The organism is Brevundimonas sp. Marseille-Q4549 (assembly GCF_976940555.1).
This window is the reverse complement of record NZ_CDRHXG010000001.1, coordinates 1,020,038-1,044,249: the sequence shown is the minus strand read 5'-3', so window position 1 is coordinate 1,044,249 and position 24,212 is coordinate 1,020,038. Positions and strand designations below refer to the sequence as shown.

25 protein-coding genes and 1 tRNA gene are annotated in these 24,212 nt (G+C 68.2%); 12 read left to right on the top strand and 14 right to left on the bottom strand.

The genetic code is table 11. The annotated features are described in order from the left end of the window. Positions 1 to 32: 32 nt before the first annotated feature. The 6 genes from ACWPV3_RS05260 to aroA form a co-directional block, all read right to left on the bottom strand. Complete coding sequence (locus ACWPV3_RS05260) at positions 33 to 323, bottom strand: integration host factor subunit beta (protein ID WP_292088056.1); 291 nt, start codon at positions 321 to 323, stop codon at positions 33 to 35. 205 nt (positions 324 to 528) lie between these two features. Then, positions 529 to 2,232: a 30S ribosomal protein S1 gene (rpsA, locus tag ACWPV3_RS05255; protein ID WP_292088059.1), complete on the bottom strand. Its 1,704-nt coding sequence runs from the start codon at positions 2,230 to 2,232 to the stop codon at positions 529 to 531. Between the two features lie 158 nt (positions 2,233 to 2,390). Further along, positions 2,391 to 3,035 carry a (d)CMP kinase gene (gene cmk, locus ACWPV3_RS05250; protein ID WP_453977105.1) on the bottom strand — a complete coding sequence of 215 codons (645 nt, stop codon included), beginning with the start codon at positions 3,033 to 3,035 and terminating at the stop codon, positions 2,391 to 2,393. A gap of 114 nt (positions 3,036 to 3,149) precedes the next feature. Continuing rightward, positions 3,150 to 3,431, bottom strand: coding sequence for a hypothetical protein (locus ACWPV3_RS05245; protein WP_313452703.1), 282 nt, complete (start codon positions 3,429 to 3,431; stop codon positions 3,150 to 3,152). Next, positions 3,428 to 3,694, bottom strand: coding sequence for a hypothetical protein (locus ACWPV3_RS05240; protein ID WP_453977104.1), 267 nt, complete (start codon positions 3,692 to 3,694; stop codon positions 3,428 to 3,430). The genes ACWPV3_RS05245 and ACWPV3_RS05240 overlap by 4 nt, the downstream gene beginning before the upstream one ends. Next, positions 3,694 to 5,001 (bottom strand): 3-phosphoshikimate 1-carboxyvinyltransferase, encoded by a 1,308-nt coding sequence (gene aroA, locus ACWPV3_RS05235; protein ID WP_453977103.1) that lies wholly within the window; start codon positions 4,999 to 5,001, stop codon positions 3,694 to 3,696. The genes ACWPV3_RS05240 and aroA overlap by 1 nt, the downstream gene beginning before the upstream one ends. 124 nt (positions 5,002 to 5,125) lie before the next feature. On the opposite strand from aroA, the gene ACWPV3_RS05230 reads away from it, so the two are divergent. From ACWPV3_RS05230 to ACWPV3_RS05220, 3 genes are all read left to right on the top strand, one after another. Further along, positions 5,126 to 5,587 (top strand): TIGR02300 family protein, encoded by a 462-nt coding sequence (locus ACWPV3_RS05230; RefSeq protein ID WP_312736000.1) that lies wholly within the window; start codon positions 5,126 to 5,128, stop codon positions 5,585 to 5,587. A gap of 225 nt (positions 5,588 to 5,812) precedes the next feature. Then, positions 5,813 to 5,888, top strand: a tRNA-Ala gene (locus ACWPV3_RS05225). Positions 5,889 to 5,983: 95 nt separating this feature from the next. After that, entirely contained in the window at positions 5,984 to 7,039 is a 1,056-nt protein-coding gene (locus ACWPV3_RS05220) for a mechanosensitive ion channel family protein (protein WP_453977102.1), read from the top strand. Here ACWPV3_RS05220 and ACWPV3_RS05215 read toward each other — a convergent pair. Further along, positions 7,027 to 9,171 carry a malate synthase G gene (locus ACWPV3_RS05215; protein ID WP_453977101.1) on the bottom strand — a complete coding sequence of 715 codons (2,145 nt, stop codon included), beginning with the start codon at positions 9,169 to 9,171 and terminating at the stop codon, positions 7,027 to 7,029. The genes ACWPV3_RS05220 and ACWPV3_RS05215 overlap by 13 nt on opposite strands. 164 nt (positions 9,172 to 9,335) lie before the next feature. On the opposite strand from ACWPV3_RS05215, the gene ACWPV3_RS05210 reads away from it, so the two are divergent. Together ACWPV3_RS05210 and ACWPV3_RS05205 are read left to right on the top strand one after the other, a co-directional pair. Beyond that, complete coding sequence (locus tag ACWPV3_RS05210) at positions 9,336 to 9,986, top strand: DUF1345 domain-containing protein (protein WP_292086048.1); 651 nt, start codon at positions 9,336 to 9,338, stop codon at positions 9,984 to 9,986. A gap of 113 nt (positions 9,987 to 10,099) precedes the next feature. After that, positions 10,100 to 10,474, top strand: a complete 375-nt coding sequence (locus ACWPV3_RS05205) for a hypothetical protein (protein WP_292086049.1) — start codon at positions 10,100 to 10,102, stop codon at positions 10,472 to 10,474. A 19-nt stretch (positions 10,475 to 10,493) separates the two neighbouring features. On the opposite strand, the gene ACWPV3_RS05200 is transcribed toward ACWPV3_RS05205, so the two are convergent. Further along, entirely contained in the window at positions 10,494 to 10,640 is a 147-nt protein-coding gene (locus tag ACWPV3_RS05200; RefSeq protein ID WP_292086050.1) for a hypothetical protein, read from the bottom strand. Between the two features lie 257 nt (positions 10,641 to 10,897). On the opposite strand from ACWPV3_RS05200, the gene ACWPV3_RS05195 reads away from it, so the two are divergent. From ACWPV3_RS05195 to ACWPV3_RS05180, 4 genes are all read left to right on the top strand, one after another. Next, entirely contained in the window at positions 10,898 to 12,373 is a 1,476-nt protein-coding gene (locus ACWPV3_RS05195; RefSeq protein WP_453977100.1) for a hypothetical protein, read from the top strand. A 31-nt stretch (positions 12,374 to 12,404) separates the two neighbouring features. Beyond that, positions 12,405 to 14,036 carry a peptide chain release factor 3 gene (locus ACWPV3_RS05190; protein ID WP_453977099.1) on the top strand — a complete coding sequence of 544 codons (1,632 nt, stop codon included), beginning with the start codon at positions 12,405 to 12,407 and terminating at the stop codon, positions 14,034 to 14,036. Positions 14,037 to 14,117: 81 nt separating this feature from the next. Then, entirely contained in the window at positions 14,118 to 14,462 is a 345-nt protein-coding gene (locus ACWPV3_RS05185; RefSeq protein WP_453977098.1) for a hypothetical protein, read from the top strand. 122 nt (positions 14,463 to 14,584) lie between these two features. Next, entirely contained in the window at positions 14,585 to 15,802 is a 1,218-nt protein-coding gene (locus ACWPV3_RS05180) for a hypothetical protein (RefSeq protein WP_312736710.1), read from the top strand. 7 nt (positions 15,803 to 15,809) lie between these two features. Here ACWPV3_RS05180 and cysQ read toward each other — a convergent pair whose 3' ends face one another. Beyond that, positions 15,810 to 16,637, bottom strand: a complete 828-nt coding sequence (cysQ, locus tag ACWPV3_RS05175) for a 3'(2'),5'-bisphosphate nucleotidase CysQ (protein ID WP_453977097.1) — start codon at positions 16,635 to 16,637, stop codon at positions 15,810 to 15,812. Positions 16,638 to 16,733: 96 nt separating this feature from the next. Here cysQ and chpT point away from each other — a divergent pair, with 96 nt between their 5' ends. The 3 genes from chpT to ACWPV3_RS05160 all read left to right on the top strand — a co-directional run bounded on the left by chpT (position 16,734) and on the right by ACWPV3_RS05160 (position 18,715). Beyond that, on the top strand, positions 16,734 to 17,435 hold the full coding sequence (gene chpT, locus ACWPV3_RS05170) for a histidine phosphotransferase ChpT (protein ID WP_453977096.1): 702 nt from the start codon (positions 16,734 to 16,736) through the stop codon (positions 17,433 to 17,435). Between the two features lie 90 nt (positions 17,436 to 17,525). Next, entirely contained in the window at positions 17,526 to 17,903 is a 378-nt protein-coding gene (locus ACWPV3_RS05165) for a response regulator (protein ID WP_292086057.1), read from the top strand. After that, positions 17,900 to 18,715: a CheR family methyltransferase gene (locus ACWPV3_RS05160; protein WP_292086058.1), complete on the top strand. Its 816-nt coding sequence runs from the start codon at positions 17,900 to 17,902 to the stop codon at positions 18,713 to 18,715. The genes ACWPV3_RS05165 and ACWPV3_RS05160 overlap by 4 nt, the downstream gene beginning before the upstream one ends. A gap of 29 nt (positions 18,716 to 18,744) precedes the next feature. Here ACWPV3_RS05160 and cckA read toward each other — a convergent pair whose 3' ends face one another. From cckA to ACWPV3_RS05135, 5 genes are all read right to left on the bottom strand, one after another. Then, positions 18,745 to 20,778 (bottom strand): cell cycle histidine kinase CckA, encoded by a 2,034-nt coding sequence (gene cckA / locus ACWPV3_RS05155; protein ID WP_453977095.1) that lies wholly within the window; start codon positions 20,776 to 20,778, stop codon positions 18,745 to 18,747. A 51-nt stretch (positions 20,779 to 20,829) separates the two neighbouring features. After that, on the bottom strand, positions 20,830 to 21,906 hold the full coding sequence (flhB, locus tag ACWPV3_RS05150; RefSeq protein ID WP_453977094.1) for a flagellar biosynthesis protein FlhB: 1,077 nt from the start codon (positions 21,904 to 21,906) through the stop codon (positions 20,830 to 20,832). Next, the gene (gene fliR / locus ACWPV3_RS05145; RefSeq protein ID WP_292086061.1) at positions 21,899 to 22,684 is read right to left on the bottom strand and encodes a flagellar biosynthetic protein FliR; all 786 of its coding nucleotides are present in this window, start codon (positions 22,682 to 22,684) and stop codon (positions 21,899 to 21,901) included. The genes flhB and fliR overlap by 8 nt, the downstream gene beginning before the upstream one ends. Continuing rightward, positions 22,685 to 22,948: a flagellar biosynthesis protein FliQ gene (gene fliQ / locus ACWPV3_RS05140; RefSeq protein WP_292086062.1), complete on the bottom strand. Its 264-nt coding sequence runs from the start codon at positions 22,946 to 22,948 to the stop codon at positions 22,685 to 22,687. It lies immediately after the preceding gene. Between the two features lie 75 nt (positions 22,949 to 23,023). Then, positions 23,024 to 24,166, bottom strand: coding sequence for an ABC transporter permease (locus ACWPV3_RS05135; RefSeq protein ID WP_453977093.1), 1,143 nt, complete (start codon positions 24,164 to 24,166; stop codon positions 23,024 to 23,026). Positions 24,167 to 24,212: the final 46 nt, after the last annotated feature.

The window sequence follows — 24,212 nt, the reverse complement described above, 5'->3', positions numbered from 1 at the left end:
CTCCAGTGTCGTATCGTGTGTGCGGCTTCGCGTCAGGCGTCGCCCGAGGCGTTCAGCCGCTCGCGCAGCTCCTTGCCGCTCTTGAAGAAGGGCACGGCCTTGGCCGGAACTTCGACGGTCTCGCCGGTGCGGGGATTTCGGCCCGCGCGCGCCGGGCGCGACCGCACCGAAAAGGCGCCGAAACCGCGCAGTTCGACCCGCCCGCCCTCGGCCAGGGCGCCGGTCATCTTGCCGAGGATGACGTTCACCAGCCGCTCGACCTCGGCGTGGGTGAGATGCGTGTTCTCCGCCGCCAGTTTCTCGATCAGTTCGGACTTGATCATCAGGCCCCCTTGCCAGCGTCCGACCGGCCGGGCATCGCCCGCCGCCGTCGGAAGGTGGCACCCTAACGCCCGGCGCGCGCATGAAAAAGCCCCCATCGACACCGCAACGCCCCCATGCGGCGCATTTCGTCGCCCATGAAGCAAGAAAAAGGGCGGCGGGATGTCTCCCGCCGCCCTTCGACAGCCTGCCCCTGCGGGCGAAGCCTTACTCCTTGGAGCCGGCGTTCTTCAGCGCGGCGCCCAGGATGTCGCCCAGCGAGGCGCCCGAATCGGACGATCCGAACTGTTCGATGGCTTCCTGCTCGTCCTTCATTTCCAGGGCCTTGATCGACACCGAGACGCGGCGCGAGGCCTTGTCGACGGCGGTGATCATGGCGTCGACGCGGTCGCCGACGGCGAAGCGTTCCGGACGTTGTTCGTTGCGGTCGCGCGACAGGTCCGACTTGCGGACAAAGGCCGTGACCGGCGCGTCGTCTTCACCGAACTTGACCTCGATGCCGCCCGACTCGATCGCCGTCACGGTGACGGTGATCTGCTGGCCGCGACGATAGGTGTCGCCCTCGCCGATCGGATCGCCGCCCAGCTGCTTGATGCCCAGCGAGACGCGTTCCTTCTCGACGTCGACGTCCAGGACCTTGGCCTTGACCATCTCACCCTTGCGGTAGCGCTGGATGGCTTCCTCGCCCGACACCGACCAGTCCAGGTCGGACAGGTGGACCATGCCGTCGATGTCGTTGTCCAGGCCGATGAACAGGCCGAACTCGGTGGCGTTCTTGACTTCGCCCTCGACGGTCGAACCGATCGGGTGGTTGGCGACGAAGGCGTCCCACGGATTGTCCTGCGCCTGCTTCAGGCCCAGCGAGATGCGGCGCTTGGAGGCGTCGACGTCCAGGACGACCACGTCCACTTCCTGAGAGGTGGAGACGATCTTGCCCGGATGGACGTTCTTCTTGGTCCAGGACATTTCCGAGACGTGCACCAGGCCCTCGACCCCGGCTTCCAGCTCCACGAAGGCGCCGTAGTCGGTGATGTTGGTGATGCGGCCCGTGTACTTGGCGCCGACCGGATACTTGGCTTCCACGCCGTCCCACGGGTCCGACTGCAGCTGCTTCATGCCCAGCGAGATGCGTTGGGTGTCCGGGTTGATCTTGACGATCTGGACCTTGACGGTGTCGCCGACGGCCAGAACCTGCGACGGGTGCGAGACGCGCTTCCACGACATGTCGGTGACGTGCAGCAGGCCGTCGATGCCGCCCAGGTCGACGAAGGCGCCGTAGTCGGTGATGTTCTTGACCACGCCTTCGCGGATTTCACCTTCTTGCAGCTGGCCGACCAGCTCGGTGCGCTGTTCGGCGCGGGCTTCTTCCAGGATGGCGCGACGCGAGACGACGATGTTGCCGCGCGGACGGTCCATCTTCAGGATGGCGAAGGGCTGTTCCTTGCCCATCAGCGGGCCGACGTCGCGGACCGGACGGATGTCGACTTGGCTGCCGGGCAGGAAGGCCGAGGCGCCGCCCAGGTCGACGGTGAAGCCGCCCTTGACGCGGCCGACGATCGCGCCGTTGACCGGCTGACCTTCGGCAAACACGACTTCCAGACGGGTCCAGGCTTCTTCGCGGCGGGCCTTGTCGCGGCTGATGACGGCTTCGCCCAGGGCGTTCTCGACGCGCTCCAGGTAGACCTCGACGTTGTCGCCGACCTTGGGCAGCTTGGCGTCTTCGCCCTGGCCGAATTCGCGCATGGCGATGCGGCCTTCGGTCTTCAGACCGACGTCGATGATGACGATGTCTTTTTCGATGCCGACGACGCGGCCGTGAACGACCTGGCCTTCGCCGAAGTCGCGGCCCGACAGTTGTTCGTCGAGCAGGGCGGCGAAATCGTCGCGGGTAGGATTGAGGGTGTCAGTCATGGAGCTGAGAAGCGTCCTGTAGGGGCTAGGGCGCGCGACCGCATGGCCCCGCGCACGGTGGATGTCAGGAAGGGTAGTCGGTCGTCAGATGCGAGGCCGGATCGACCAGAACGCCCGCGGAAGCCGAGGGTGGGTGCGTTGGATTTGCGAGGGAAGGATCAGAGATCCTGTTTCGCGCGCGCCGCCTCGACGATACGGCGGGCCGCATCGAAGGCGGCCTCTATACCCATGTCGGTCGTATCCAGCAAGACCGCGTCTTCGGCCTGGACCATCGGGGCCGCGCCGCGCCCGGCGTCGCGCTCGTCGCGCCGCTGGATGTCGGCCAGCATCGCCTCGAAGGAAATGTCGATCCCGCGCGCCGTCAGCTGCTTCCAGCGGCGGGTGGCCCGCACCTCGGGCGTGGCGGTCACGAACAGCTTGGCCGGGGCGTCCGGGGCGATGACAGTGCCGATGTCGCGCCCGTCCAGCACCGCCCCGCCCGCCTGGGCCGCGAACGCCTGCTGCAGGTCCAGAAGCGCAGCCCGCACGCCGGGAAAGCCCGCGACACGGCTGGCCGCCTCGCCCGCCTCGCCCGTGGTCAGGCGCGGATCGTCCGAAAGGCCCGACGCGTCCAGGCCGCGCGCGGCGGCGGTCGCCGCCGCCTCGTCGTCCAGCGAGCCGCCGTCCTGCAGCACCTTCAGCCCCACCGCCCGATACAGCAGCCCCGTGTCCAGGTGCGGCAGGCCGTAGGCCTTGGCCAGACGCGCGGCGATGGTCCCCTTGCCAGAGGCGGCCGGTCCGTCGACGGCGATGATCAGGGTCAAGCAGGTCTCCGCAGCGCAGGTCGCGCCTGTTGAATCGTCGTCCCGAAGGCGCGGGAGGGCGCACCAGATAGCGAGGATTGTCGCACCGATCCAGCCGCCGCCCCTAAGCCGTCCTCATCCGCCCCGTCCGAACAACCGCCTCAGGGCGATTCCCGCCAGCAGGATCGCCATGCCCGCGCTGATCAGGATCGCCGTCGCATAGAAGACGATCAGGCTCCAGAACATCATCGGGCGTCGGGCTAGATCGACGTCCGGCCCCTTGCGGTTGTTCAGCACCCCTATGTCCAGACCGTGCAGCACCTCGCGCGCGCCGATCACGCAGCCCCAGCCGATCAGGCCCGCGACCGCCAGGGCCACGAGCGCCCCAATCCAGCCGAACCTGCCCCGTCCGTTCACGTCCAGTCCCTCCACCGCACCAGCACCAGAACGGCAAAGGCCGCCAGTCCCAACCAGATCACCGAGGCGACGGCGTTCAACATCAGAGTCGAATAGTAGAAGACATCGCCATCGGCGCGCAGATGGACCACGCCCTGCCGGCCCTTGATCGCACCGCTCGCCAGACCCGACCAGACGATCCAGCCCGTCCATGCGGCCCCGCCCAGGCAGACCAGAAGCGCCAGAACCGCAAGGCCGCGCCGCAGGGCCTCGCGCATCCGCATCAGGCGATCCGGCCGCCCAGCCCGTTCATCATCGCGACGAAGCCGGGGAAGCTGGTGGCGATCATTTCGGGGTCCAGCACCGACACAGGCTGTTCGGCCGCCAGACCCAGGACCAGATGACTCATGGCGATGCGGTGGTCGTGGGCGGTCGCGACCGTGGCCCCGCCACGCACGGGTCCGCCGGCGACGAGGAAGCCTTCGGCCTCCTCCTCGACCTGAACGCCGCAGGCGCGCAGACCGTTGACCATCAGGGCGATGCGGTCGCTTTCCTTGACCCGCATTTCGCCGACGCCGCGCATGACGGTGACGCCCTCGGCAAAGGCGGCCGTCGCCGCCAGGATCGGATATTCGTCGATCATCGAGGCGGCGCGATCCTCGGGCACCACCACGCCCTTCAGTTGGGAATGGCGGGCGGTCATGTCGCCGACGTCCTCGCCCCCGGCCTGGCGGCGGTTATGGATGGTTAGGTCGGCGCCCATTTCGATCCAGGTGTCGAACAGGCCGGTGCGAAGCGTGTTCAGCATCACCCCCTCGACCGTCACCTCCGATCCCGGCGTGATCAGGCCCGCCGCCAGCGGGAAGGCGGCCGAAGACGGATCGCCCGGAACCGCCACATGGGTGCCCTTCAGCGGCTGACGCCCCTTCAGGGTGATCGTCCAGCCCTCGCCCCGATCCTCGACCAGAACTTCGGCGCCGAAGGCCCGCAGCATCCGCTCGGTGTGATCGCGGCTCTTTTCGGGCTCGGTCACGGTCGTCACGCCCTCGGCGTTCAGCCCCGCCAGCAGGATGGCCGACTTGATCTGGGCCGAGGCCACCGTCTGCACATAGTCGATCCCCTTCAGCGCCCCGCCGGTCAGGGCCACCGGCACCCGATCCTCGGCCGCCAGCCAGCCGAAGCGCGCGCCCATGTCGGCCAACGGCCCCGTCACCCGCTTCATCGGCCGTTTGCGAAGGCTGGCGTCCCCATCGAAGGTCGCCGTCAGCGGATAACCCGCCGCCGCCCCCATCAGAAGGCGCACCCCGGTTCCGGCGTTGCCGCAGTCGATCACGGACAAGGGCGTCTTGAACCCGCCCGCGCCGACGATGCGCCATTCGCCCTCGCCGGTCCGCTCGACCTTGGCGCCGAACGCCTCGACCGCGCGGGCGGTGGCCAGGACGTCGTCGCCCTCCAGCAATCCTTCCACCGTGGTCACGCCGGACGCCATGCCGCCCAGGATCATCGAGCGGTGCGACATCGATTTGTCGCCGGGCGCGCGCACGGTCCCGGCAAGCGGGGCGGAGCGGTGGGCGGTCAGTTGAGAGGTCATCTTGGCCCGCTTCAGGCTGGAGGACGGACAGGCGCGCGGGCGGCGCGTGAAGATGGCTTTTGACAGCGGCCCTAAGGGGTGGCAAGGGACCGCCCCGAATTCAACCCGTTGAAAGCATCCCACCGTGGCCAATCCCGAACTGGGCGCCAAACAGGTCTGCCCGAACTGCCAGGCGAAATTCTACGACCTGAACCGCCGCCCCGCCCACTGCCCCAAATGCGGCACGGACTTCGATCCCGAAGAGGCGCTGAAGCTGCGCAGCCGTCGCGCCCGTCCCGGCTATCCGTCCGACGACGAGGACACGGAAGACCAGGTCAAGGACAAGTCGGCCGACGGCGAAGAGGACGAGGAAGAGGACGTCCGCGCCCCGGAGATCGACGAGGAAGGTCATGAGCCGATCCTGACTCCGGACGACGACGACGATTCCCCGGCCGACGCCTCGGAAGAATCCGGCATGGGTTCGACCGACGGCGACGACGACGATCTGCTGGCCGACGATGACGACGACTCCGTCCCCTTCATCGAGGACGAGGACGACGACTCCCTGGAGGACGAGATCGCCAAGCCGACGCGCGACGACGACTGATGCTTTTTGGGGTGCGCCTATCGCGCTTCGCGCTGCTTGAGGCGCGGTAGGTTCAGCCTTCCGGGTAGCCCTTTCGCCTTGAAAAGGCTTCCGATTTTCACCCCTGGAAGCGGAGTGAAAATAAATGTCGAAACGGGCTTGATCGCAGAAAAGGCCTGACATAGTTTCCGCCGCCTCGCCGGGGGCCATCGCAAGATGAACCGGGCGATCCAGACCGCAAGGTCCGGGGCTTTAGCTCAGTTGGTAGAGCGCTTGCATGGCATGCAAGAGGTCAGCGGTTCGACTCCGCTAAGCTCCACCAGTTTCCTGAAACCCGGTTGCGAAAGCAGCCGGGTTTCTTTGCATCTGGACCTTGGACGTCTGGAACCTTGGCCGTTGGCCGAACGCTTGGGAGCCATGTCCGTTTCCATCGACAAATTGAACCTGGCGGCGCTGGAACAGTCTCAGGTGCTGCGCGTCGCGGGGATGAAGCTGACCCTCGGCGGGCTGGTCAGCGCGGCCGTGATCCTTCTGATCGCCTTCGCCGCCAGCTGGCTGGTGACGCGCGCCCTGCGCCGGGTGCGTGAACGGGCCGAACGCAGCCGCCAGGCCCTCTATCTGCTGGAGCGGCTGGCCAGTTACGCCATCATCGTCGTCGGCGTCATGTCGGCCCTGTCGGCGGCGGGGGTGAACCTGTCGTCCCTGGCGGTCTTCGCCGGCGCCCTGGGCATCGGCGTCGGCCTGGGCCTGCAAGGGGTGGTCAAGGAGTTCGTCTCGGGCCTGTTCCTGATCTTCGACCGGATGGTGTCGGTCGGCGACTATATCGAGATCGAGGACATCGGCATCCGCGGCGCCATCATGGAGATCGGTCCCCGCGCCACCCGCGTGCGCACCAACGACAACGTCAATGTCCTGGTGCCCAACTCGCGCTTCATCGAACAGCCCGTGACCAACTGGACGCTGAAGGGCGATACGCGCCGCATTCACGTCCCCTTCACCGTGGCCTATGGATCGGACCGGGGGTCGGTGCGCGACGCCGTGCTGAAGGCGGCCCAGGCCAGTCCCTTCACCCTGCCCGAGACAGAGGCGAGAAAAAGCCAGGTCTGGCTGGTGGCGTTCGGCGATCGGGGGCTGGCGTTCGAACTGGTGGTCTGGCCGACGCGCGAGGCGGTGAAACGCCCCGCCGCCATGCACGCGGCCTATACCTGGCTGATCGCCGACGCCCTGGATGCGGCGGGCATAGAGGCGCCGGTCAGCCAGACCGACCTGCGGCTGCGCAGCGCCTTTGGCCTGGAGGGCGACGCGGCCCTGAAACGGTTGGGCTATGGCGAGGGGCCGCCGCCCGCCGCCGTCGGTCCTGACAGCGGCGTCCGCACCGCCAACGACGCCGCCGACGACGTCATGGCCACCGAAGACGACGAGGAGACGCCGGAGACGACGCCAGCCCCGCCCTCGGGTCGTCAGGCCGGATAGGCCGCCTTGGCCTTCTGCCGCCAGGCGTGCAGCAGCGGCTCGGTATAGCCGTTGGGCTGGTTCACCCCGTCGAACACCAGGGCGCGCGCGCACTGGAAGGCCAGGCTGGCGTCGGGATCGGGCGCCATGGGCCGATACAGCGGATCGCCGGCGTTCTGGGCGTCCACCTTGGCCGCCATGCGCAGCAGCGCCGCCTCGACCTGATCGGCGGTGCAGACGCCGTGCAGCAGCCAGTTGGCCATGTGTTGCGAACTGATCCGCAGGGTGGCCCGGTCCTCCATCAGGCCGATGTCGTGGATGTCCGGCACCTTCGAGCAGCCGACGCCCTGATCGATCCAGCGCACCACATAGCCCAGCAATCCCTGGGCGTTGTTGTCCAGCTCGGCCGTCACCTCGTCCTCGGACCAGTTGGCCCCGTTGGCCAGGTGCGGCGTCAGCAGGGCCTCCAGCCCCGGCGTCGGCTGTTCGGCGACGGTCTTGCGCACCGCGAAGACGTCCACGGCGTGATAATGCAGCGCGTGCAGGGTCGCCGCCGTGGGCGAGGGCGTCCAGGCGGTGTTGGCGCCGGTCTTCGGGTGGCCGATCTTCTGCTCCAGCATGTCGGCCATGCGGTCGGGCGCCGCCCACATCCCCTTGCCGATCTGGGCCTTGCCCGACAGGCCGCATTCCAGGCCGATGGCGACGTTCCTCGCCTCATAGGCCGCGATCCAGGCGCTGGACTTGATGTCGGCCTTTCGCACCACCGGCCCGGCCTGCATGGCGGTGTGGATCTCGTCGCCGGTGCGGTCCAGAAAGCCGGTGTTGATGAAGACGATCCGGTCCTTCACCGCCTCTATGCAGGCCGCCAGATTGGCCGAGGTGCGCCGCTCCTCGTCCATCACCCCGACCTTGATCGTGTGGCGCGCCAGACCCAGCAGATCCTCCACCGCATCGAACAGCCGATCGGTGAAGGCGGCCTCCTCCGGGCCATGCATCTTGGGCTTGACGATATAGACCGACCCCGTGGCGCTGTTGCCGAACCCTCCGAGACCCTTGATGTCGTAAAGCGCGATCAGGCTGGTGACGACGGCGTCCATGATCCCTTCCGGCGCCTCGGACCCGTCGGGCAACAGGATGGCCGGCGTGGTCATCAGATGGCCGACGTTGCGCACGAACAGCAGCGACCGCCCCTTCAACGTCACCGCCGATCCGTCCGGCCCGGTCCAGGTCCGATCCGGCTCCAGGGCGCGGGTCAGGGTCTTGCCGCCCTTCTGGAAGCTTGCCGACAGATCGCCCTTCATCAGCCCCAGCCAGTTGCGATAGGCCGCAACCTTGTCGGCGGCGTCGACGGCGGCGACCGAATCCTCCAGATCGACGATGGTCGACAGGGCCGATTCCAGCACCACGTCCGCCAGGCCCGACGGATCGCCCCGCCCGACCGGATGGGTCCGGTCGATCACCAGTTCGATATGCAGTCCGTTGTTCTTCAGCAGGATGGACGTGGGCGCCGCCGCCTCTCCCGAAAAGCCGACGAACCGGGACGGGTCCTTCAGGGCCGGCGACAGGGCGCCGTCGATCACCGACCAGCCGGTCACATCCGCGTGCGATCCGTCCGCCAGCGGCGCGGCCTGATCCAGAAACGCCTTGGCCCTGGCCACGACCCGCGCGCCGCGCGCGGCGTCATAGCCGGCGCCCGTCGGCGGATCGCCCAGCGCATCGGTCCCGTAGAGCGCATCGTACAGACTGCCCCAGCGGGCGTTGGCGGCGTTCAGCAGGAAGCGCGCGTTCAGCACCGGCACCACCAGTTGCGGCCCGGCCATGTGGGCGATCTCTTCGTCCACCCCGGTCGTGCCGACCGTGAACGGCGCCGGCTCATCGGCCAGATAGCCGATCTGGCGCAGGAAGGCGGTGGAGGCGGCGACGTCATACGGCTGGCCCTTGCGGGCGCGATGCCAGTCGTCGATCTGGGCCTGCAGCCGGTCGCGCGTGGCCAGGAGGGCGCGGTTCTGGGGCGCGAACCGTTCGAACAGCGCCGCCGTCCCCGACCAAAAGCCCGCCGCGTCCAGACCCAGGCCCGCAAGCACCTCCTGCTCGATCAGGGCGATCAGTTCGCCCGCGACCTTCAGCCCGGCGCGATCTTCATGGGTCGTCATGGCGGCCTTTCCGGGCCCGAACCGAGCCCTTGTAACAATGCGTGATCAGCTAAGCCAAGGCGGCGTCGGTCCGCAAGGGTCACGTCGCGTCAGCCGTGTCGCTTTGTGAACAAGGCTTGCCGTCCAGACTTGCGACGGGGCGCGAAGACGTCATGATCGCCGTCATGTCCCTGCGTCGCTCCCTGGCCCTTCACGCCCCTCTGTACATCGCCCTGGTCGTGACCGGTCTGATCGCCGCGCTGGCGCCGATCGGCGGCGACGAACTGAACCGGTTGGCGATCGGTTGGGACGTAGGCGCGGCGGTCTTCGTCGGGGCCACCCTTTATCGTATGGCGCGCGCCGAGGGAGCCGACGCCATTCGGCGGCGCGCGGCCGCCCTCGACCAGACAGGTCGCCTGATCCTGCCCCTCAGCCTGCTGGCGGCGTCGGCCAGCATTGTCGTGGTGATCGGCGAGGCGATGCGGGGCGGCGCCTCGCCGATCGTCAGCGGGCTGTTGTCGTTGCTGACGGTGGCCCTGTCCTGGACCTTCATCCAGCTGATCTTCGCCCTGCATTACGCCCACGCCTTCTATCGCGCCGACGTGGACGACCAGGATCACGGCGGTCTGATCTTTCCGGGCGAGACCGAGCCGGACTACTGGGACTTCCTGCACTTCTCGCTGATTATCGGCGTGGCGTCCCAGACGGCCGATATCCAGATCGCCGACCGGAAGCTGCGCCGCCTGGCCAGCGTCCACAGCCTGACGGCCTTCACCTTCAACACCGTGATCCTGGCCCTGACGGTCAATCTGATGGTCGGGCTGCTGGGCAAGTGAGGCCCGTCGTCGGTGAGGATTGCTTAACCGCGTCCGTGAACGGGACTGCAAGCGCCGGCGCCTAATGTGGGTCCACGGACGACATCGCGTCCGCCCGTTCGAGCGTATTGCCCATGCTGTTTCTTCTGAACGACGTCGTGTTCGATCTGGACGAAGCCTGCCCGGTCACGCCCGCCGACGCCCGTCGGTTCGATCGGCTGGACTTCGACTATGTGCTGGCGCTGGGCTGCGAACTGTTCGCCGAAGACCCGCTGATGCACCGCAACGATCCTGAGCGGGCGCGCCGTCTGGCCTGGCTGATCGCCGACCGCAGCCCGGACGTGAACGCGGCCCTGTTCGCCGCCCCCGCCGCCGCCTGCGATCCCGACCTGGTCGAGCCGCGCTTCTGCGCCCTGCCCGCCGCCGTCATGGACCAGCTTCAGGCCAAGGGACGTCGCCTCAACGCGGTCGCCGCCGACCGCGCCGTCTGGAACCGCATGGCCGCCTGACCGGCGGCGTGCAGCCTGCCTACATCAGCCCGTTGAAGACGACGTGAACCAGCGTCGCCACAGCGATGATGAAGCCGAAACCGATCATGAGGCCCACGGCCGGATGCAACGGTCGCCCGTCGCGGCGTGTGTGGGCGACACGGTCCTGAGGATGGATCACAGCCATCGTTCGTTTCCCTTCCCTATGACCAGGTCGCCTTGGGTGTCCAAGCCGCCCTGGGCCGGCGTCGGGCTCTAACGGCCCGATCCTCTCGACGACCGGAGCATGACTCCGATAACCTCTCTTGGCGAGGGGTTATCGACCGATCGACACAGGCGTTTGAACTGGACCTGCTCCACTCCAGGCTGCAAGACTGCCGCGGGGTTGAATGGGGAGCATGCAAGGTGAAGAGACTTGCGTCGAGCGCCACGCTGGTTTGGGGAATGGTTATCGCCCTCGGCGCGTCGGCGGCGAAGGCGGAGTGGAAGCGGGCGGAAACGCCGCGCTTCATCGTTTACAGCGATGGCGATCAGGGCCAGTTGCGCGACGCGGCTTTACAATTGGAGCTGTTCGAAAGCGCCATGCGAATGGCGCACCGGATGGACCCATCCGGAAAACCCGCCCGCCGGATCGCCATCTATCTGGTGCGCGACCAGGCCGCCTTGAAACAGGTGGAGCCTGAACTGCGTGACGGGGTCGCCGGATTCTACCAGGCGACGGACGACGATATTTTCGCACTGGCAATCCGCGAACGGCGCGATCAGTCCACTCTACTGCACGAATACGCCCACCATTTCATGATGGGTTCGCTTACCGGAGGATTTCCGGCCTGGTTCGTCGAAGGCTATGCGGAGTATTTCGCCAACGCGGAAATCTCATCCCGGCGCGTCGTGGTGGGCGGCGTCAACCGCAACAGCGGCGAATGGCTGAACTACGCCAGCTGGATGCCGATGAATCTGCTGCTGACGCGCCGGCCGTTCGAATTCTCCGACTCCAACGCCGTAACCTCCTACTACGCCCAGTCCTGGCTTCTGGCGCACTGGTTCATATCGGACCCGGATCGGCTCAGGATGTTCTATGCCTATATGGCCAACCTCCGGCAGGGTCAGGAGCCCGTCGCGGCTATGGAAGCCGCGGTCGGCATGCCGATCGGTCGGTTGGAACGTGTGCAGCGGGATTATCTGCGCCAGAATTTCCGTGTCCAGGTCGCGACCAGCGACAACTTCCCGCGCCCGGACGTGCAGATCGCCTCTCTGTCTCCTGCCGAAAGCGATCTCCTCCTGTCAGGCCTGCGCCTGTCGTCGACCTTCGGCAAGGACGACGCCTTGTTGGCCGATATTCGCCGCAGGGCCGCCGCCTATCCCGACGACCCGTTCGCCATTCTGTTGTTGGCCCGTGCGGAACTTCGCCTGGGTGACAGGGCGGCGGCAAGGCGTCTGCTTTCGGCACGTCTGGATGAGGCGCCGGAGGATGCTGTCGCCTTGCGTCTCATGGGGGAAGCCGTCTGGGACGACGCCAAGGACAACGCCTCGGACCAGTTGACGCTGGTGCGCGAGGCCAGAGGCTATCTGGCCAAGGCCTACGCTCTTGAGCCGGACGACTATCGCACCCTCTATCTGCTGGCGGAGACGCGGCAGGTGTCTCCCGACTTTCCGTCGGACAACGATGTCGAGACGCTGCTCGCCGCGCTCGACCTGGCCCCGCAGTCGGCGTCGCTGAGGCTCTTCACCGCCCAGGCGCGCGCGAAACGCGGCGAGTATGACGCCGCAATCAACCTGCTTCAGCCCCTGGCGTCCAACCCGCACAGCAGTGGCGCGACCGTCTTGGCGCGCGGCCTGATCACGCGATACCAGCAGGCCATGGTCGAAAAGCCCTCCAACGAGGATGCAACCGACGATCCCGCACCCTCTGCCGGGTGACTTTCGGCGCGGGGCGGGGTAGTCGCGCGCCATGTCCTCATTGACCCTGCCCGAAGAAGCCGCGCGCCGGCGGACGTTCGCCATCATCGCCCACCCCGATGCGGGCAAGACGACCCTGACCGAACACATCCTGTTGGCCGGCGGGGCCATTCGGGCGGCGGGCGCGGTGCGGGCGCGGGGCGAGAACCGGCGCACGCGGTCGGACTGGATGAAGATCGAGAAGGAGCGCGGGATTTCCGTCAGCGCCTCGGTCATGACGTTCGAGCACGACGGCAAGATGTTCAACCTGCTGGACACGCCGGGGCACGAGGACTTTTCGGAAGACACCTATCGTACCCTGACAGCCGCCGACTGCGCCATCATGGTGCTGGACGCCGCCAAGGGGATCGAGCCGCAGACGCTGAAACTGTTCGAGGTCTGCCGCCTGCGCGACATTCCGATCATCACCTTCATCAACAAGCTGGACCGCGAGGCGCAGGACCCGATGGCCTTGCTGGACGACATCGCATCGCGCCTTCAGTTGGACCCTGCCCCGATCTGGTGGCCGGCCGAGAGCGGCAATCGCCTGCGCGGCATGGTCGAGGTCGGGACCGGCCGGTTCCAGCCCTATACCCGCAAGGCCGCCGGTTCGGCCGAAGACCCCGAACACCCCGCCGCCCTGCCGCTGGATCAGGCGGCTCAGTATTTCGAGGCGGGCGAGCAGGCTGATCTGGCCGAGGCGGTCGAACTGGTCGAGGGCGGCTATCCGGCGTTCGACCGGCAGGCCTTTCTGGAGGGCCATATGACCCCGGTGCTGTGGGGATCGGCGCTTCGCCACTTCGGCATCGACGAACTGCTGAAGGCCATCGGCGACTGGGCCCCGGCGCCCAAGGTCATGAAGGCCAGGAAGGAATTCCCGCCCGAGACCCGCAACGCCCCCGCCCCCGTCGAAACCGAGGTCGAGCCGGGATCGAACGAAGTCACCGGCTTCGTCTTCAAGGTCCAGGCGAACATGGACCCCAACCACCGCGACCGGATCGCCATGTTCCGCATGGCGTCAGGCGCCTTCAAGCGCGGCATGAAGCTGAAGGTGCAGAACACAGGCAAGTCGCTGTCGGTCAACGCCCCGATCATGTTCTTCGCCTCGGACCGGGAACTGGCCGACGACGCCTTTGCGGGCGACGTGATCGGCATTCCGAACCACGGGGTGCTGCGCGTCGGCGACAGCCTGTCGGAAAGCGGCGTGGTGCGGTTCGCGGGCCTGCCCAACTTCGCGCCGGAAATCCTGCAACGGGTCCGGGTCAAGGACCCGCTGAAGGCCAAACACCTGAAGAAGGCGCTGGAGGGTCTGGCCGAGGAAGGCGTGACCCAGCTGTTCCGGCCCGAGATCGGATCGGACTTCATCGTCGGCGCCGTGGGCCAGCTGCAGTTCGAGGTCATGGCCGACCGACTGGGCGAGGAATACGGTCTGGACGTCGTCTTCGAACCCAGCCCCTACGCCGAGGCGCGATGGATCGGCGGGACGGAGGCGGATGTCGAGGATTTCTCAGGAAAATACCGCCCGCAGATGGCGCGCGACATCGACCAGGCCCCCGTCTTCCTGGCCAAATCCAGCTGGGAGACCGGCTATGTCGGCGAGCGTTTCCCCAAGATCGCCTTCACCAAGACCAGGGAACGCGGCTGACCTTGGCCATATCGCCTTCCCTTCGCCACGCGGCGGCGCCATGGTCCGCCTGAGGTGAGGCGCAACCGCGCCGGAGAGACGATGATCGCACTGCTCGCCCTATCCAGCCTGGCTCTGGCGTTTCAGGCCACGCCCAGCGTCGGTCTGACCTCCTACGAGGAGGCGGTGCGCTGCGCCGGCGTGACCCAGGCGGCGTCCGAACTGGAGGGCGGCGAGAGCCGTCAAGGGCGCGCCCTCTACGACGCGGCCCTGTATTGGTCGCTGGCGGCCATGCAGGCCGGCGGCGCCTCTGGCCGCTCGCCCCAGGCCGCCGAGGCCGATCAGACCCGCGCCCGTATCGCCGCCGTGCGCCAGTTCAACACCGACGCCCGCGCCGCGCGCTCCGCGCTTCAGGCGTGTCGGCTTCGAACGCCGAACCTGGGGTGATCCGCCGCGCCCGAAGACATTGTCGATAAAGCCAAGTCGAACCCGCGCGGCGGCGCTGCGTTTGCAATGGTGATGCGAAGGGACGTCCGCCGTCCCGAAGCGGGATGACAGAGGTCCAGCGTATGTTCGAATTCGGCCGTGATCTTCGCAAAATCTTCGCCCAGGCGCGCGAGAGCGAAGACCTGGGCTGGGTCGAGCTGATCGGCGTCGACCTGTTGAAGATCGAGGCGCGTCGGGAGGCGACCGACGCCGGCCGCGTGTCCTGCCCTCGCCCTTTCCAGACCGAATGCCGCGCCGCCGCCCTGTGGCGCGACCACGCCCGCCGCACCGGCGCCGCCGACAGCCTGGCCCGCGCCGACCGTTGCGCCGACAGCCTGGTCCGCACGGCCGTGGGCGACGAACAGATCGCCGTCGCGGCCGTCTCGCGCGCGCAGGGTCTGATGCTGCGATTCGACCTGTGTGGCGACCCGGTCCATCTGGATCGCGCCCTTCAGACGGTGAACGCCGTCGCGCCGCCGCGAAAAACCCGACCGGCGGCCGCCCTGTCGGCCGTCCACGCTCGGATCAGCGCTCGCCGGGCCCGCGTGTCCGGCGAGCCCGAGGCCCTGTTGGACGCCGCCGCCCTGATGGACGTCGCCCGCCACGCCGGAGCGACCGAGGACGTCGATCTGCGCATGGACGCCGCCATGCTGGCGCTGGAGGCCGGGGTGCTGCAACGCGACGTACGCCTGCTGGACCAGGCCGGGCGCGACCTGGGCGAACTGGTGGAGGCGACGTCCCCCGATCATCGCCCGTTGACGCGGGCGCGCGCCCTGGCCCTGTGCGGCGCGGGGCTGGCGGCCCTGGCCAGCGTCGCCGGTCATGCCGAGGCCCAGGTGCAGGGTCGCATCCTGTTCGACGCCGCCGCCGACCAGTTCACCCCCGACCACAGTCCCCTGGACTGGGCCGCGATCCAGACCCTGCGCGCCGGCGACGACGCCCTGCCGATGATGGTTCTGGTCCAGGCCGAGACCCTGACCCAGGGCCAGGGGCTGATCGTCGGGGCCCTGGCCCGCGAACGGCGCGGCGCGCGCGAGGTCGCCCTGGCCGAAACCCTGGGCGATCGGGCCGGTCTGGACACGCTGGAACGACGTCTGCACGCGCGCATGGCGACGGCCGCGCCCCTGGACTGGGTCGCCGATCAGCTCGTCATGGGCGAGATCATGCTGGCGCGCCGCCGCCTGGGCGGCCCGGAACCGCGCAGCCTGGGCCTGATCCTGGCCGAGGCGGCCGGCACGGCGCGCGAGATGGGCGTGACCGTGCTTGCCGAACGCGCCGCCGCCCTTATGGGGCGCGGCTGACCGCGTCTCAGCCGCCCATGGCCACGAAGGCGCCGTTCAGGAAGCCGGGCTTGCCGTAGGCCATGCGCTGGCCGTCATCGGCCAGCACGCGGCCTCCGGCGGCCTCAAGAACGGCCTGGCCTGCCGCCGTGTCCCATTCCGAGGTCGGGCCGGTGCGCGGATAGGCGTCGAATCGCCCCTCGGCGATCAGACAGAATTTCAGCGAGGAATCCGTGCCCTGCCAATGGGCGCAGCCGTGACGGGCGGCCAGACGCGCCGCCTCCTCGTCCGTGACGCTGTGGCTCAAGAGGGCCATCCCCTCGGCCGGCCGGTCGCGCACGCGGATCGGCCGCCAATCCTCGCCCGCGTGGGCCTCGCCCGCCTGAAGAGCGCCGAACTGCCGGCGGAAAGCGCCGCCTTCGGGACGGTCGCTGCGCCAGGTCGTCGCCGTCGCGGGCGCCGTCACCACGCCCGCCACCGGATAGCCGGCGTGCATCAGGGCGATATTGACCGTGAAGGCCTCGCCCCCGCGCACGAAGCCGCGCGTGCCGTCCAGGGGATCGATCAGCCAGAACCAGTCCTGAACGGCGGTCGGAGCGCCGTCGGCGGCGACCGCCTCCTCCGCCACCGTCTGCACGCCGGGATAGAGGGTCTCCAACCGCTTCAGGATCAGGGCCTCGGCGGCGCGGTCGGCCTGCGTCACGGGGCTGTCGTCGGCCTTGGTCTCCACCGCCGTGTCGACCCGCCAATAGGGCAGGATCAGGCGCGCGGCCTCTTCGGCGATGTCGGCGATGGCCAGGGCCAGGGCGCCGGACTTCAGATCCTGGGCAAGGCGGTCGGTGTCGGGGGTCTTCATCGGCCGCTCGATAGACCATCGCGGCGGTTCCATGAACCGGCAAATCACGTCACGCTCGCCTGAGACACGAACTGTGACCCGAGCGCGCCAGCCATCATGATCCCGACCGACGCCGATCCCGCCGCCCCGCTCGATGCGCAAGCCTCCGGCTTGACTGCGTCCGACCTGCCGGTCGACGGCCCCGATCTGGCCGCCTTCATCGCCGGCAAGCTGTGCCACGACTTCATCAGCCCTTCGGGCGCCATCGTTTCCGGCCTGGACCTGATGCGCGATCCGACCGCCCAGGACATGCGCGACGACGCCCTGGCCCTGATCGAGCAGAGCGCCAGGAAGATGGTCGCCCTGGTCCATTTCGCCCGCGTCGCCTTCGGCGCGGCGACCGCCAGCGAACGCTTCACGGCGCGTGAACTGCACGATCTGGTGGCCGGCATGACCGATGGCGGCCGCGCTGCGCTGGACTGGCGCATCGCCGACGGCGAATTCTCGAAGCCCCAGGCCCGCGCCCTGGTGAATCTGGCCTATCTGACGGTCGGCGCCCTGCCCATGGGCGGAAACGCCGTAGTCCAGGCGCGCGCCGAAAACGGCCGGCTGACCATCGAGGGCGTGGCGGACGGCGCCCGCGCCCGACTTAAGCCCGAGGCCGTCGTCGGCCTGAAAGGCGAACGCTTGACCGGGGGCCTGGCAGGCCAGTGGATTCAACCCTACTGGCTGTGGCTGACCGCGACCCAGGCGGGCGGAACCCTGGACCTGACGGTCGAGGAGGGGCGGGTCGTCCTGACCGCAACCCTACCCGCCTGACGCCGTTTCCCAACGACTCGTTAACTGGGGTCTGGGATAGTAAAGGAGCCTGCGCCGGGCCGAAGCGGCCGCGCCGTTCGGGAGCCGAAGTTGGATTTCAGAACCTGCCTGATCGTCGACGACAGCCGGATCATCCGCAAGGTGGCCCGTCGCATCGTCGAGGGTCTGGGCTATGAGGTCGACGAGGCCGCCGACGGCGCCGAGGCCCTGGCCTATTGCACCGGCGTGATGCCGGACGTGCTGCTGATCGACTGGAACATGCCCGTGATGGACGGAATCAGCTTCCTGCGCCGCCTGCGCGCCCTGCCGGACGGCAAGCGGCCCAAGGTCCTGTTCTGCACCATCGAGACGCGGCCCGACCGCATCGCCGAGGCCCTGGCCGCCGGCGCCGACGACTATGTGATGAAGCCGTTCGACGGCGAGATCCTGCAGTCCAAGCTGGTGGAGGTCGGAGCGATCGCCGCATGACGCCGGAAGACTTCGACAAGCTGCAGGCCATCATGTCCACCCGCGCCGGTTATCGACTGACGCGGGATCGCATCCACCTGGCCGAGCACCGGCTGGGGCCGATCGCGCGGCGCGAAGGCTACGCCAATGTCGAGGCGCTCCTGGCCAATCTGTGGGCCAATCCGGTCGCATCCCTGGGCTGGGCCGTGATCGAGGCCCTGCTGAACGCCGAGACCTGGTTCCGTCGCGACCGCGCGCCGTTCGACGTCTTCGAAAACGAACTGCTGCCTGCCTTGAGCCGGGTGCGGCCCGATGGGATCGTCAGGGTCTGGTCCGCGGGCTGCTCGACCGGACAGGAAGCCTGGTCCCTGGCCATGTGTGGCCTGGAGACCCGAACCCAGTTGCATCTGGTCGCCACAGACCTGTCCCAGCGCGCCGTCGATAAGGCGCGTTCGGGCCTCTACACCGGCTTCGAGATCCAACGCGGCCTGACGGCGCGGACCATGCTGCGCTGGTTCGAACCGATGGAGGACCAGTGGATCGTCAAGCCGGAATTGGCCGACGCCGTTCGCTTCGGCCGCGCGAACCTGCTGGACGAGCCGGCCGACGACGCCCGCTTCGACATCATCTTCTGCCGCAATGTATTGTCCGACATGGAGCCGTCGCGCCGCGCCCGCGTACTGGACGGATTGGAGCGCCGGCTTGTCGATGACGGCTGCCTGTTCCTGGGCGCCGACGAACGGCTGGAAAGCGACACCGTGGCCTTCCGGGCCGTCAGCGGTCGGCGCGGCCTCTATGTGAAGGCCCCGTCCAGCCTGCGCCGCGCCGCCTGACGACCGGGCCGCGTCGCCGCGTCGCCGCGTCACGCCGCGTGCAATTCCTGCTTCACCCGTTCGGCCAGGGTCTTGATGTCCAGCGGCTTGGGCAGGAAGGACACGCCCGTTTCGTCCTGCAGCAGGTCCGAAAAGTCGCTCTCGGCATAGCCGGAGATGAACATCACCGGCGCGTCGCCCAGATAGGGACGGGCCTTCTTCAGCAGCGACGGCCCGTCCAGTCCCGGCATGATGACGTCGGAAATCAGCATGTCGATCTGGCCCGCGTGCTCCTCGGCCAGAAGCAGCGCCTCCTCGCCGTCGGCGGCCTCGATCACCTCATAGCCGCGCTGGCGCAGCAGGCGGGCGGCGATGCCGCGCACGGCGTCCTCGTCCTCGACGAACAGAATGCGGCCGGCGCCAGACAGGTCGCGCGGCGTCTTGGCCTTGACCTCGACCGGCTGGACCTCCGCCAGTTCCGCCTCGCCGGCCGCCGGCAGAAAGATGCGGAAGGCGGCGCCCGCGCCTTCGATGTTGCTGACCGAGACGTGACCGCCCGCCTGCTGGGCGATCCCATAGACGGTGGCCAGACCCATGCCCGTCCCCTCGTTCACCGCCTTGGTGGTGAAGAAGGGCTCGAAAATCTTGTCCAGCAGTTCGGGCGGCACGCCGGGGCCGGTGTCCGACACCTCGATCAAGGCGACCTCGTCGGTCGGAGCGTTCGCCCAGCCCAGGCCGCGCGCCTCATCGGCGGTCAGGCGGCGGGTGGTGATGGTCACGACGCCGGCGCCCGGTTCGACCACGCCGCGCATGGCGTCGCGGGCGTTGACGGCCAGGTTCATCACCGCCGTCTCCAACTGGCTCTTGTCCGCCAGGACCACCGGCAGGTCGCGGCCGTAGTCGGTTTCCAGCCGCACGTCCTCGCGCAACAGCCGTCTCAGCAGGATCGAGAACTCGCCCACCAGTTCGCCCAGGTCCAGCCGCTCGCGCCGCACGGTCGATTTGCGCGAGAAGGCCAGCAGCTTGCGCACCAGGTCCGCCGCCCGGATCGCCGTCTGGCGGATCTCGTTCAGCCCCTCGTAGGAGGGGTCGCCGACCGGGTGGCGTTCCAGAAGGCCCGACAGCTGAAGCTGGATGGCCGTCAGCAGATTGTTGAAGTCGTGGGCCACGCCCCCGGCCAACTGACCCACCGCCTGCATCTTCTGGGCTTGGGAAAGCTGAAGCTCCATCGATTTCTGGGACGAGACGTCGAACAGCCAGATGCGGCGCCTGTCGCCCTCGGCCGCCACATAGAGATGCAGCACCTTGTCGGGAAAGGCGCGCGCCACCAGTTCGATCGGCCCGGACGAGCCCGCCGCCAACTTGGCCCGCGCCTCGACGACGCCCGCCGGATCGAACAGATGGCCGAAGGCGGCGTCGCGCGCCGCGGCGGGGCCCGTCAGGACGGCCAGGGCCGGATTGGCCTCTTCCGCACGACCGGCGAACAGGTCTTCGCCCGCGATCACGGCGGAACCAAAGGGCGCGCCGGCGGCCATGGCGCGGGCCTCTCCGGTGGAGGCGGCGGCCGACTGGACCGGCAGGACCGGCAGGGGCAGCACCGCCTCGGGCGCCGCGCGCATCAGGAACCGGCCCTCGCCGGCGCGGCCGATCACCACCTCGACCTCCCGCGATCCGATCTGGACGATGGCGTGACCGGGATGGCCCTGCCGCGCCTGGGCGAAGGCCATGTAGAGGGCCTGGGCCGACTTGCCGCGCGGCAGGGCCGTGGTCGCGCCGTTCGCCTCGGCCCAGGCGGCGTTGAAGGCCAGGACCTGGCCCGAATCCCACACCAGGGCCGCCGGCTCGGCCATGGCGTCCAGCAGGTCGACAGCCGCGTCGCTGGACGGCTGGGCGTGGCCCGCCCGGCGAAAACCGAACAGGGCGATCAGGGCGATCAGCGCCAGGGTCAGGATCAGCACCATTCCCGGCGCCGAGGTCGGATTGGCGCGAAAGGCCGGATAGGCCAGGGCGGCGACCACGGTCACGACGCCGAACGCGATCAGGGCCGACAACAGATCGAACGACGGGCGTCGGGTGGACGTCATGCGGCCTCGCGAATCAGTAGGCTGATCATACGCTCAAATCCTGCCCAGGCCTTACCGACGCCGTCGGGACTGGAAGACGAAGCCGATGATCTTGGCGGCGGCGTCGAAATGTTCGCGGGGAATGACCTCGTCCACCTCGACCGTGGCGTAGAGGGCGCGGGCCAGGGGCACGTTCTCGACGATCGGCACGCCGTGCTCGGTCGCCACCTCCCGGATGCGCATCGCCAGGGCGTCGACCCCCTTGGCCACGCAGACCGGCGCCCCGTCGCCCTGGTCGGGCTCATAGCGCAGGGCCACCGAATAGTGGGTCGGGTTGGTGACGATGACGGTGGCCTTGGGCACATTGGCCATCATCCGCTGACGGCTGCGCTGCATGCGGATCTGTTTCAGCTTGGCCTTGACGTGGGGGTCGCCCTCGGACTGTTTGTAGTCTTCCTTCAGCTCTTCCTTGGTCATCCGCATCCGCTTGGCGAAGCGCATCTTCTGCCAGATGAAGTCGGCCCCCGCCGTCGCGCCCAGCAGGATGATGGCCGACACGAACAGCGACATGGCCATGTCCCGCGCCAGGGGCAGGATGGCCATCGGACTGACGGCCGCCAGATTGCCGAACTCGCGCGCATGGGGCTTCAGCACCATCCAGCAAACCACGCAGACGGCGACCAGTTTCAGGAAGGTCTTCAGGAACTGCACCAGACCGTCGGGGCCGAAGATGCGTTTGAACCCCTGCATCGGACTGACCGACGACCATTTGGGCTTCAGCTTCTCGGTCGTGAAGATCAGGCCGGACTGGGCCAGGTTTCCCCCCGCCCCGCCCAGGATGGTCGCCAGCATGACCGCCCCCAGGAAGGGCGCCACGGCCCAGACCGCCCGTACCATGATCTGGGCGCCTGCGCCCGAGTTCAGCACACCCAGCATCTGATGCGGTTCGGCGATGAAGGGCAGCATCTGCTCGGCGATGGACGAGGCGAACCATCCGCCCGCCATCAGTATGACCGCCGCCGCCCCCGCCAGGGACAGGACCTGGGCGACGTCCGGCGATTTGGCGACGTCGCCCTTCTTTCGCGCCTCCTCAAGCTTTCGCGGGGTCGCCTCTTCGGTTTTCGACTCGGGATCGGCGCCTTCAGCCACCGGCGCCTCCCCACGGACCGCCGAAGACGAAATACTCGGCCAGGCGGCGGTAGCGGTCGATGAAGACCGTGCCCAGGGCGCCCAGGCTCAGGGCGAAGATCGACAGACCCAGGATGACGCTCAGGGGCGCGGCGGCGAAATAGACCTGAAACGACGGCATGACCCGCGCCACCAGGCCCGAGGCCACGTTGAACACCAGGGCGAAGACCAGAACCGGCGCCGCCAGCTGCACCCCCAGAAGGAAGCTCTGGCCCAAGGTCCGCACCGCCATCTGGGCGAAGTCCGCCATGATCAGCGGCTTGGCCGGCGCGATCAGTTGGTAGGAGCCGACCAGTCCGCCGATGAACAGGTGATGGGTGTCGGTGGCGAACAGCAGGGTCACGCCCAACAGGGTCAGGAAGGCGGCGATGGTCGTGCCCGGCTGGGCCTGCATCGGATTGGCCGTCTGGGAAAAGCTGAGCGTGGTCTGCAGCGAGATGATTTCCCCCGCCGTGGTCAGGGCCGCCATGAACATCCGCAGCAACAGGCCGATCATCAGCCCGACCACCGCCTCGCGGATGATCCAGCCGACCATGGAGGCCAGGCTCTCGGGCAGGGGCGGCAGGGTGGTCCGCACCACCGGCCAGAGGGCCAGGGTGATCAGCAGCGCCAGCGACAGCCGCACGCGCGGCGGCACATAGGCCTCGCCGATGCCGGGGATCAGCATCAGGACCGCCCCGATCCGGGCGAAGATCAGCCCGCCGGCCCAGACCTGATCGGCGGTGGCGTAAGCCTCCACCTACATCCCCGCGATACGGGCGGCGATCTGGCGCATGAAGCCGCCCAGCAGCGCCCCCATCAACGGCAGGAAGACGATCAGGCTGATGAAAATGGCGATGATCTTGGGCGCATAGATCAGCGTCTGTTCCTGAATCTGCGTCAGGGCCTGGAACAGGCCGATGACCACGCCGACCACAAGGCCCACCAGCAGCACAGGCAGGCACAGCTGGATCGTCAGCCAGATGGCGTCGCGGCCAACATCCAGAACTTCCGCGCCGTTCATCGGCTTAACGCTCCCGCCAGATACTGGGCAGAAAATGCCGACAGGATGGTTAACGGGACGCTAAGAGGTCGGCCCTCACCCCCGGGCCGCCAGGGCGGGTGAAGTCTTCGCCGCCATGTCGGCCGCTCCCATCCCCGCCAGGACGCCGACGAGAAGCCCCACCCCGATGCTGAGCGCCGCGCCCGTCCAGCTCAGGAATATGGGCCAATGCCAGACGGCGCCCACCACGACCGCGCCCGCGAGCCCGGCGCACAAGCCGATCACGGAGGCCGTCGTGCCCAACAGAATCTGCTCCACCAGAAACTGCTTCCAGATATCGCGGCGCACGCCGCCAACCGCCAGTCGCAACGCTATTTCGCGCCGACGAGCCAGGGTCGTGGAGAAGGTCACGCCCGCATATCCCACGACGCAGGCGATCAGGGCGGCGGACGTGATCGTCACGAGAAGCCGGGTCAAAAGGCGCCGTTGAACATCTTGTTCCCGCACCAAGGCCGCCGGATCGTCGAACAGGAACGGCGCCTCGCGCGACAAGGGCACGCCCGCCAACTGGCGCATTATTCGGTCGGCCTCGTACCGGGCGTCCTCCATGTGGACGTCGGGCTCCATGAAAAACGTCAACCAGTCCGCATCGCGCAGAGCAGGAGGCGTTTCGGACGGCGAATCCGCCAGATACCGTCTCGCGGTGGCGAAAGGGGCGATGACCGCATCGGCGAACCGCGCAGCCGGCCGCGATCGACCTTCTCCCAGCACGCCGACGATCCGGCATTGGACGCCGCCGACGGTCAACCGCGAATCGAGCGTCTCGTCGCCGCGCGCCAGTTCTGCCGCCAGGGTCGGGCCGACCAGACACACGCGCGGCAATCCCAGCAGTTCCTGATCGGTGAACCACCGACCGCCCGCCAGGGGCGCATCGATTTCCTTCCGGTAGTCGCCCAGAACGCCATAGACGGGAACGATCCGGGTCTCGCGCGCGAACCGAATCGACGCGACGCCTTCGACCCAGGCCGCGGAGCTCTGGACGCCTTCCAGCGTCTCCAGCAGAACGGTCCGGTCGTTCAACGTTGGCGGACCATGCCGCGAGGGCGCGAACCGATTGGCGCGCACCACCAGCGCCCGACCGTAGTCGCCGAAAGCGAGGCGCTCCATCTGTTTGGAAAAACCTCCCAGTACGGACGCCGAAAAGGTCACGCAGGCCACGGCGACCGCCAAGGAGGTCACAAGCGCGACCGATCGCCATGGACGCGCCGTCACTCCCCATAAGGCT

Coding starts and splice junctions, on each gene's coding strand:
- ACWPV3_RS05260 (WP_292088056.1), bottom strand. CDS start 323: ATGATCAAGTCCGAACTGATCGAGAAACTGGCGGCGGAGAACACGCAT.
- rpsA (WP_292088059.1), bottom strand. CDS start 2,232: ATGACTGACACCCTCAATCCTACCCGCGACGATTTCGCCGCCCTGCTC.
- ACWPV3_RS05240 (WP_453977104.1), bottom strand. CDS start 3,694: ATGCGGATGCGCGAGGCCCTGCGGCGCGGCCTTGCGGTTCTGGCGCTT.
- aroA (WP_453977103.1), bottom strand. CDS start 5,001: ATGACCTCTCAACTGACCGCCCACCGCTCCGCCCCGCTTGCCGGGACC.
- ACWPV3_RS05220 (WP_453977102.1), top strand. CDS start 5,984: ATGTCCGTTTCCATCGACAAATTGAACCTGGCGGCGCTGGAACAGTCT.
- ACWPV3_RS05215 (WP_453977101.1), bottom strand. CDS start 9,171: ATGACGACCCATGAAGATCGCGCCGGGCTGAAGGTCGCGGGCGAACTG.
- ACWPV3_RS05210 (WP_292086048.1), top strand. CDS start 9,336: ATGTCCCTGCGTCGCTCCCTGGCCCTTCACGCCCCTCTGTACATCGCC.
- ACWPV3_RS05205 (WP_292086049.1), top strand. CDS start 10,100: ATGCTGTTTCTTCTGAACGACGTCGTGTTCGATCTGGACGAAGCCTGC.
- ACWPV3_RS05200 (WP_292086050.1), bottom strand. CDS start 10,640: ATGGCTGTGATCCATCCTCAGGACCGTGTCGCCCACACACGCCGCGAC.
- ACWPV3_RS05195 (WP_453977100.1), top strand. CDS start 10,898: ATGGTTATCGCCCTCGGCGCGTCGGCGGCGAAGGCGGAGTGGAAGCGG.
- ACWPV3_RS05190 (WP_453977099.1), top strand. CDS start 12,405: ATGTCCTCATTGACCCTGCCCGAAGAAGCCGCGCGCCGGCGGACGTTC.
- ACWPV3_RS05185 (WP_453977098.1), top strand. CDS start 14,118: ATGATCGCACTGCTCGCCCTATCCAGCCTGGCTCTGGCGTTTCAGGCC.
- ACWPV3_RS05180 (WP_312736710.1), top strand. CDS start 14,585: ATGTTCGAATTCGGCCGTGATCTTCGCAAAATCTTCGCCCAGGCGCGC.
- cysQ (WP_453977097.1), bottom strand. CDS start 16,637: ATGAAGACCCCCGACACCGACCGCCTTGCCCAGGATCTGAAGTCCGGC.
- chpT (WP_453977096.1), top strand. CDS start 16,734: ATGATCCCGACCGACGCCGATCCCGCCGCCCCGCTCGATGCGCAAGCC.
- ACWPV3_RS05160 (WP_292086058.1), top strand. CDS start 17,900: ATGACGCCGGAAGACTTCGACAAGCTGCAGGCCATCATGTCCACCCGC.
- cckA (WP_453977095.1), bottom strand. CDS start 20,778: ATGACGTCCACCCGACGCCCGTCGTTCGATCTGTTGTCGGCCCTGATC.
- fliQ (WP_292086062.1), bottom strand. CDS start 22,948: ATGAACGGCGCGGAAGTTCTGGATGTTGGCCGCGACGCCATCTGGCTG.